The 2,569-nt window shown below is 42.3% G+C and carries 1 protein-coding gene and 5 tRNA genes; 3 read left to right on the top strand and 3 right to left on the bottom strand.

Going from position 1 to position 2,569, the window contains the following annotated elements; all coding sequences use genetic code 11:
- The 3 genes from Q4600_RS21020 to Q4600_RS21030 all read right to left on the bottom strand — a co-directional run bounded on the left by Q4600_RS21020 (nt 1) and on the right by Q4600_RS21030 (nt 299).
- Nucleotides 1-73: transfer RNA gene (locus Q4600_RS21020), tRNA-Val, on the bottom strand.
- A 37-nt stretch (nt 74-110) separates the two neighbouring features.
- A tRNA-Val gene (locus Q4600_RS21025) sits at nt 111-186 on the bottom strand.
- A gap of 37 nt (nt 187-223) precedes the next feature.
- Nucleotides 224-299 (bottom strand) — tRNA-Val (locus Q4600_RS21030).
- A gap of 439 nt (nt 300-738) precedes the next feature.
- Here Q4600_RS21030 and gltX point away from each other — a divergent pair.
- From gltX to Q4600_RS21045, 3 genes are all read left to right on the top strand, one after another.
- Nucleotides 739-2,148 carry a glutamate--tRNA ligase gene (gene gltX, locus Q4600_RS21035; protein WP_303518493.1) on the top strand — a complete coding sequence of 470 codons (1,410 nt, stop codon included), beginning with the start codon at nt 739-741 and terminating at the stop codon, nt 2,146-2,148.
- Nucleotides 2,149-2,253: 105 nt separating this feature from the next.
- Nucleotides 2,254-2,329: transfer RNA gene (locus Q4600_RS21040), tRNA-Ala, on the top strand.
- Nucleotides 2,330-2,413: 84 nt separating this feature from the next.
- Nucleotides 2,414-2,489: transfer RNA gene (locus Q4600_RS21045), tRNA-Glu, on the top strand.
- The last annotated feature ends 80 nt before the right edge of the window (nt 2,490-2,569 follow it).

Genomic DNA, 2,569 nt, shown 5'->3' on the forward strand with positions numbered 1-2,569 from the left:
TGGTCGATACTGGGCTCGAACCAGTGACCCCCTCCTTGTAAGGGAGGTGCTCTCCCAGCTGAGCTAATCGACCTGGGATTTCATAATGTTTTAATTCTTTACGAAAAGAATGGTGGTCGATACTGGGCTCGAACCAGTGACCCCCTCCTTGTAAGGGAGGTGCTCTCCCAGCTGAGCTAATCGACCTGGGATTTCATAATGTTTTAATTCTTTATGAAAAGAATGGTGGTCGATACTGGGCTCGAACCAGTGACCCCCTCCTTGTAAGGGAGGTGCTCTCCCAGCTGAGCTAATCGACCTCGCTGTGTGGGGCCGTATTATAGGGAGCAACGAAATACTGTCAACGACTTTTTCACGAAAAAAGCTCAGCCGCGCTAAAAACGTGCGGCTTGTTGAATTGTTAGGCGCTTTATAACGTCATTTGTCTCAATAGTGATGCAACTAGAGAAGAATTGAATATTGTAATTATGGAGTAAAGCTCGTATCCAGCTAAATATGCCTTGTTTTGAGACTTCTCAGTTTCACTTCAATAAAAGCTTCGACGACAAAGTTGAGCAATCAGTGCGCTCTTTAGCTATAGTTTTTCGCTCACAGAGCTGATTATGATGCTGCTTATTGATGTAGTTTAAATTATCAATAGTGAAACTCGCATAATAAGGTGGTTTGGGTATAGAATATCGGCCACTTTATTATATCTGTCTTTATATAGACGTTTTTGAAATAGGTCAGTGTCCCATTATGACAACTAAGACGCGTTTTGCTCCTAGCCCAACAGGCTTTTTACATGTAGGTGGTGCTCGTACAGCACTTTATTCTTGGCTTTATGCCCGCGCAAACCAAGGTGAGTTTGTTTTACGTGTAGAAGATACTGATATTGAACGTTCGACTCCTGAAGCTTGCGCCGCAATTCTTGAAGGAATGGAATGGTTAGGTTTGACTTGGGACGAAGGTCCTTATTACCAAACTAAACGTTTCGATCGATACAACGAAATCATTGCTCAAATGCTTGAAGAAGGTACTGCTTATAAGTGTTACTGTTCTCGTGAACGTATTGAGAAGATGCGTGAAGAGCAAGCTGAAAATGGTGAATCACAAAAGTATGATGGCCATTGCCGCGATCTTGCTCCTCGTGATACTGATGAACCGTTTGTGATTCGTTTCAAGAATCCAACTGAAGGTAGTGTCGTATTTAACGATCACGTACGTGGCCGTATCGAATTTGCTAACGATACCTTAGATGACTTAATCATTGCTCGTACAGAAGGCACACCAACTTATAACTTCTGTGTTGTTGTTGATGATTGGGATATGGGCATTACTTGTGTTGTTCGTGGTGAAGACCATATCAATAACACTCCTCGTCAAATTAACATCCTTAAAGCTTTGGGTGCACCAGTACCTGAATATGCTCACGTATCGATGATTTTAGGTGATGATGGTGCGAAACTGTCAAAACGTCATGGCGCGGTTGGTGTTATGCAATACCGTGATGACGGTTATTTACCTGAAGCGCTACTAAACTACCTGGTTCGTTTAGGTTGGTCTCATGGCGACCAAGAAGTTTTCTCAATGGAAGAAATGATCTCGTTATTTAAACTAGACGATATCAATAAGGCAGCTTCAGCCTTTAATACAGAAAAACTTAATTGGTTAAACCAACATTACATTAAAGAACTTGCACCAGAATATGTTGCATCACATCTTCAATGGCATATGGATGACCAGAAAATTGATACAGAAAACGGACCTGCACTTGCTGAAGTTGTTACAGCTTTAGCAGAAAGAGCGAAAACGCTGAAAGATTTAGCTGCATCTAGCCGCTACTTCTATGAAGATTTCGAAGCGTTTGATGAAAATGCAGCTAAAAAGCATTTACGTGGTGTTGCAATGGAACCACTTAAACTTATACAACAAAAAATTTCTACCCTTCCAGAGTGGACAGTTGAAGCAATTCACCAAGCAATTGAAGATACAGCAGCAGAACTAGAAGTGGGTATGGGTAAAGTCGGAATGCCACTACGTGTCGCGGTTACAGGCGCTGGCATGTCACCTGCTGTAGATTTAACCTTGTTTTTAGTTGGAAAGGCTCGTTGTGAACAAAGAATCTCCAAAGCGATTGAATTTGTAGCAGATAGAATAAATTCTTAAAAAACGAGTTGACACTTTTGGGCAGGCTGCATAGAATGCGCCTCGCAGTTGAGACACAGCGTCATAATTTATTTCGGTTTGTCCAAATGTGTTAAGTAAAGTTGAGGGGCTATAGCTCAGCTGGGAGAGCGCTTCGCTGGCAGCGAAGAGGTCCACGGTTCGATCCCGTGTAGCTCCACCAATTTTACTAAAATCAAAACGTTAAGTTTTAGCCTACAGAACTTAATGAGTATTCACTCTTTGGTAGAGTATAACGCCAGTCCGGGTCCCCTTCGTCTAGAGGCCTAGGACACCGCCCTTTCACGGCGGTAACAGGGGTTCGAATCCCCTAGGGGATACCACTATTTATTTTTCTTGATGTATTTCGAGAAATTAAAGCAAGCGTTAAGTTTTAGCCTACAGAACTTAATGAGTATTCACT

The organism is Shewanella sp. 2_MG-2023, from assembly GCF_030548905.1.
GTDB lineage: Bacteria > Pseudomonadota > Gammaproteobacteria > Enterobacterales > Shewanellaceae > Shewanella > Shewanella electrodiphila.